The 6112-nt window shown below is 31.9% G+C and carries 5 protein-coding genes; 4 read left to right on the top strand and 1 reads right to left on the bottom strand.

The window, feature by feature from the left end:
* Window positions 1-1372 (bottom strand): YfhO family protein (locus tag CD113_RS09965; RefSeq protein WP_169922558.1); only part of this gene is annotated, 1372 nt, incomplete at its 3' end.
* A gap of 430 nt (window positions 1373-1802) precedes the next feature.
* On the opposite strand from CD113_RS09965, the gene ylqF reads away from it, so the two are divergent.
* The 4 genes from ylqF (at window position 1803) to sucD (ending at window position 5705) form a co-directional block, all read left to right on the top strand.
* Complete coding sequence (gene ylqF / locus CD113_RS09960) at window positions 1803-2687, top strand: ribosome biogenesis GTPase YlqF (protein WP_002465080.1); 885 nt, start codon at window positions 1803-1805, stop codon at window positions 2685-2687.
* Window positions 2671-3456: a ribonuclease HII gene (locus CD113_RS09955; RefSeq protein WP_002465079.1), complete on the top strand. Its 786-nt coding sequence runs from the start codon at window positions 2671-2673 to the stop codon at window positions 3454-3456. Before ylqF ends, CD113_RS09955 begins: the two co-directional genes overlap by 17 nt.
* A gap of 152 nt (window positions 3457-3608) precedes the next feature.
* Window positions 3609-4775, top strand: a complete 1167-nt coding sequence (gene sucC / locus CD113_RS09950; RefSeq protein WP_002465078.1) for an ADP-forming succinate--CoA ligase subunit beta — start codon at window positions 3609-3611, stop codon at window positions 4773-4775.
* Window positions 4776-4796: 21 nt separating this feature from the next.
* Window positions 4797-5705, top strand: a complete 909-nt coding sequence (sucD, locus tag CD113_RS09945) for a succinate--CoA ligase subunit alpha (RefSeq protein ID WP_002465077.1) — start codon at window positions 4797-4799, stop codon at window positions 5703-5705.
* Window positions 5706-6112 lie beyond the last annotated feature (407 nt).

Raw genomic sequence — 6112 nt, 5'->3', positions numbered from 1 at the left:
CAATAGCTCTTACTTTATTTTCTTGTAAAATTAACATTTGTTGACCTAATATGAGTAATACTAATGATATATATAATATAGATTTCAATTTAGAATGATGGTATTGAATTAATATTGCAATTACTACCATGACAATGATAGCTACTAACAAAGATTTAGGTTTAGTATGAAAAATAACATAATACGTTAACCAAAATAAGGCTGTAGGTATAGCAATGATTAAATAACGTTTTAGCTCTAGTTCACTAATATATTGTATAAACAATCCAATAAGAATACTACTTGATAAAGCTAATGCATAAACCCATCGTCTTTGAGGCATAGAAAAACCATTAAAGGCACTATCAAAATATTGAGAAGCTGAACCTAAAATGAGTAGCCATGTAATAACCGCAAACATACGATAGAAATAATGATGATAAAGTTTAAATGATAATAATGCAACAATAGTAATAATAGAAATTGTAATATAAAAACCATCTGAAAATAGTAAAAAACGACTTTCTATTGGTGTTAATAACGGTATATCTAAATTGGGATTTTGCTTACGATCATTTTGTAAAAAAGCAGAAATACCAGTGTATAAACCGAAACTACTAGATAATATACTTAAAAAAGTAGCAATAACTAATATGTAAAATTTTTGCCAGCGAGACACAATGTCATTTTTATATTGAAAAATTAAGCGATAAATAAAATAACAACCGAGGATAATAGCTTGATAATAACTAAAGTAAAAACTACTGAATAGCGTTATAGTAATACTGATAATAAATATGCCAATTTTTCGCTGTTGGTAAAAATGTTCGAAACCTAAAATAGCTAAGGGTAATAAGTACAAAATGTTGCCATAAAATGACCAAGTAAAATTAAAATAAATGATTACTGTCGACATGCCATACAAGATTAATGCGACAATAATACTTAGTGGTTTCATTTTTAAATATTTAAATAAATAATACGAACACATAAACGTTAAAATAGTTCTAACCATTGCCATAATAAGTTGATTATTTAGCCAGAAACTAATATCAGATGGATTAATATGTTTAAATAATCCAAACACCCATATTGTAAAGAAATTTAACCACATCAATGGTGACAATGAATAATAATATGATAAACCATTAACATAATCTCCACCTAATCCAAATGAAGGATCATAAAAACTACTTAATGATGTAAAATGTTCACAAAGATACATTTGAAAAGGCATCATTTGTCGAAAGCCATCACCAGACCCACTAAATACAAGATCGTCAACAAAATAACCGTAAAGGTACGGGGTAAATAAAACGATTGTCATACCAATACTAAGTAAAACAACTAGCACAAAATGCCAGATTTTATTAGAAATTAAATTTTTAATCACTACATATCCTCATCTTTCTCTTTAATAAATTGGATGTTAACTATTTAACTACATAACTTTAAAATTAATATAATCTTTATTATTTTATCATTAAAATATTGCGATAGATATTAAAAGTATGACTAAGTAAAATTAAGTTACTTGCGCTAAAATTGTCAAAGTGAATAACGCAAATGTGAATATGGAAGGTTAGGTTAGTAATTAAATATAAAATTAAAAAATGTTGAGTTAAAATGCTAATTTAAAAGTGATCAAACTAAGGACAAACTCATAAAACTGACATAAAGACGCAATACTTTATACAATGATTTTAAAATTAAATGTCCTTTAAGCATTTTCAAAGTAAATGTTACTATAAAGATAGTTGAATGCAGAAAAGTGTTCTATAATAGATGAGTTGAATAGATTTAAAGAAAGCAAGGTGAATCATATGGTAATTCAATGGTATCCAGGACATATGGCGAAAGCAAAAAGAGAAGTCAGTGAACAATTAAAAAAAGTAGATGTTGTATTTGAATTAGTAGATGCACGCATCCCTTATAGTTCTAGAAATCCAATGATAGATGATGTTATTAAGCAAAAACCCCGAGTTGTTATTTTGAATAAAAAAGATATGTCTAATCTAAAAGAAATGGAAAAATGGAAAGATTTTTTTGTAGAAAAAGGCTATTATCCAGTAGCTGTTGATGCTAAACATGGTAAGAATTTAAAACAAGTTGAAGCAGCAGCAATCAAAGCAACAAAAGAAAAATTCGAGCGTGAAAAAGCTAAAGGATTAAAGCCTAGAGCGATTAGAGCAATGATTGTTGGAATTCCTAATGTTGGTAAATCTACCTTAATAAATAAATTAGCTAATCGCACTATTGCCCAAACAGGTAACAAGCCAGGTGTAACAAAACAGCAACAATGGATTAAAGTTGGTAAGTTGTTACAACTACTAGACACACCGGGTATATTGTGGCCTAAATTCGAAGATGAAGAAGTAGGAAAAAAATTAAGTCTAACAGGTGCGATTAAAGATAGTATTGTACATTTAGATGAAGTAGCTATTTATGGGCTTAATTTCTTGATTGCACATGATCTAGAGAGATTACAACAACATTATAAAATTGATGTAAATGCAGATGCAGAAACTTTAGAATGGTTCGATGCAATTGGACGTAAACGAGGTTTACTGAGAAAAGGTAATGAAGTAGATTATGAAGCAGTTATTGAATTATTAATTAACGATATGAGAAATGCCAAAATAGGTACATACTGTTTTGATATAGTACAAGACATGTCTGAGGAATTATCGCATGACTCAAACAATTAAAGAATTGACAGCAGTCATTAATAATATTAATTCATTGGAAGCGTTGGCAGCTCATACCGTAAATGCAGATAGACGAAAAGGTGTCCAATTAGCAATTGATAGACGCCGTAAGCAACTTTTAGCTCATAAACAATTACAACAAAAATATAAAACGATGTCGAAGTACGAACAAACTATTTTAAACCAGCAACCAAATGCATTAATTTGTGGCATTGATGAGGTAGGTCGTGGACCATTAGCAGGTCCTGTTGTTGCATGTGCGACGATATTAAATTCGGAACATCATTATTTAGGACTAGATGATTCTAAAAAAATGACTGCAACGAAGCGTGAACAACTTAATGAAGCATTAAAATCAAATGTTAGAGACTATGCATTTGGGATTGCTACAGCGCAAGAGATTGATGAATTGAATATTTATCAAGCGACAAAAGTGGCAATGCAACGTGCAATCGATAATTTGACCGTTAAACCTACACATTTATTAATTGATGCTATGGAATTAAACAATAATATTCCTCAACAAGCAATTATAAAAGGTGATGCTAAAAGTGTCTCGATAGCTGCTGCGAGTGTAATGGCGAAAGTATATCGTGATCACTATATGACAGATTTAGCGCAACAATATCCCGATTACGGGTTTGATAAAAATGCTGGCTATGGGACTAAACAACATCTTACTGCGATAGATAAAGTTGGTATCATGGATGAGCATAGGAAAAGTTTTGAACCAATTAAATCAATAGTCTCTAATAATATAGACGAATAATATTGTATTTATGAATTTTTGTATCTTCAAAATAATTATTTTAACAAATAATTTGTAAAAAAGGCATGAAAATATACCTTTTAAGTTTACAATAGCGCTTACATTTCTTATAATTGTAAGGGAACTTAACCTAAGAAACAGGAGGATGGAAGATGAATATCCACGAGTATCAAGGTAAAGAAATATTTCGTTCTATGGGCGTACCAGTACCAGAAGGACGAGTAGCATTTACTGCTGAAGAAGCGGTGGAGAAAGCGAAAGAATTAAATTCAGATGTATATGTAGTTAAAGCACAAATACATGCTGGTGGAAGAGGTAAAGCAGGCGGTGTTAAAATTGCTAAGTCTTTATCAGAAGTTGAAACATATGCAAATGAATTATTAGGTAAAACTTTGGTGACACACCAAACAGGTCCAGAAGGTAAAGAAGTTAAACGTTTATATATCGAAGAAGGATGCGATATTCAAAAAGAATATTATGTCGGCTTCGTTATTGATCGTGCAACTGATCAAGTTACTTTAATGGCATCAGAAGAAGGGGGTACTGAGATCGAGGAGGTTGCAGCAAAATCACCTGAAAAGATTTTCAAAGAATCAATTGATCCAGTAGTTGGTTTATCACCATATCAAGCACGTAGAATTGCATTTAATATTAATATTCCAAAAGAATCTGTCAATAAAGCAGCTAAATTTTTATTATCACTTTATAACGTCTTTATCGAAAAAGATTGTTCTATTGTTGAAATCAACCCATTAGTTACGACTGGTGACGGTGAAGTATTGGCATTAGATGCAAAAATTAATTTTGATGATAATGCTTTATTTAGACATAAAGATGTTGTTGACATGAGAGATTTAGAAGAAGAAGATCCAAAAGAAATCGAAGCATCAAAACATGATTTATCATATATTGCTTTAGACGGAGACATCGGTTGTATGGTAAATGGTGCAGGTTTGGCTATGGCAACTATGGATACTATTAATCACTTCGGTGGCAACCCAGCTAACTTCTTAGATGCAGGTGGTAGTGCTACAAGAGAAAAAGTAACTGAAGCATTTAAAATCATCTTAGGTGATGAAAATGTTAAAGGTATTTTTGTTAACATTTTCGGCGGTATTATGAAGTGTGATGTTATTGCAGAAGGTATCGTTGAAGCAGTTAAAGAAGTAGATTTAACATTACCACTTGTAGTTCGTTTAGAAGGTACCAACGTTGAACTTGGTAAACAAATCTTAAAAGATTCAGGTTTAGCAATTGAACCGGCAGCTACAATGGCTGAAGGCGCTCAAAAAATTGTTAAGCTTGTAAAAGAAGCGTAAGGAAAGGATGGGAGCACTAAGATGAGTGTATTTATAGATAAGAATACTAAAGTAATGGTACAAGGTATTACAGGGTCTACTGCCCTTTTCCATACAAAACAAATGCTTGACTATGGAACTCAGATTGTTGCTGGTGTAACACCAGGTAAAGGCGGTCAAGTAGTTGAAGGCGTTCCAGTTTTCAATACAGTTGAAGAAGCTAAAAATGAAACTGGAGCAACTGTTTCTGTCATTTATGTTCCTGCACCATTTGCAGCTGATTCAATTTTAGAAGCAGCTGATGCAGATTTAGATATGGTAATTTGTATTACTGAACATATTCCTGTATTGGATATGGTTAAAGTTAAACGTTATTTAGAAGGTAGAAAAACACGTTTAGTTGGACCAAACTGTCCAGGTGTTATCACTGCTGATGAATGTAAAATTGGTATTATGCCAGGATATATTCATAAAAAAGGCCACGTAGGTGTAGTGTCTCGTTCAGGTACATTGACTTATGAAGCAGTACATCAGCTAACTGAAGAAGGCATAGGTCAAACTACTGCAGTTGGTATAGGTGGCGACCCGGTTAACGGGACAAACTTTATTGACGTGTTAAAAGCGTTTAATGAAGATGATGACACTAAAGCTGTTGTAATGATTGGTGAGATCGGTGGTACTGCAGAAGAAGAAGCTGCGGAATGGATTAAAGCCAATATGACTAAACCAGTAGTTGGATTTATAGGTGGACAAACTGCTCCTCCAGGAAAACGTATGGGACATGCAGGTGCAATCATTTCTGGTGGTAAAGGTACAGCAGAAGAGAAAATTAAAACACTGAATAGTTGTGGCGTAAAAACTGCGGCGACACCTTCAGAAATTGGTACTACTTTAATTGAAGCTGCCAAAGAAGCAGGTATTTACGAAGAACTATTAACAATTAATAAATAAAATTTAGAAAATTAATCATAGCCCAAACTGTGTTTTTAATAATACAGGATTGGGCTATTTGTCGTTAAAAAATATATTGTTGTATCATAATTAATAAGTTGTAAAAATCGGTTCTCTACTTTTTAAGACTGATAAATAAAAAGTGAATCATTAAAAATAAAAATATTTTGAAGCTGACACTGCAGAGGTAGGGCCCCAACATAGAGAAACTGGCTATCCAGTTTTTTCATGCCATGCAAGTTGGGCAAAGGATCCAATACAGAAAAATTCTTTAAATAGAATTTTTACAATAATATGAAGCTAGGGTGAAAGGCTTAAAAAATAATTATGTATCAGTCCAATTTGAGAGAACATAAAAATCTAATTCTCCTCAACATAGTTTTATAATCTGTCTCTTATACACATCT

This window comes from Staphylococcus simiae (genome assembly GCF_002902085.1).
In the GTDB taxonomy this organism is placed as follows: domain Bacteria; phylum Bacillota; class Bacilli; order Staphylococcales; family Staphylococcaceae; genus Staphylococcus; species Staphylococcus simiae.
The sequence above is the reverse complement of the archived record's forward strand: the minus strand, read 5'-3'. Positions and strand labels throughout refer to the sequence as shown.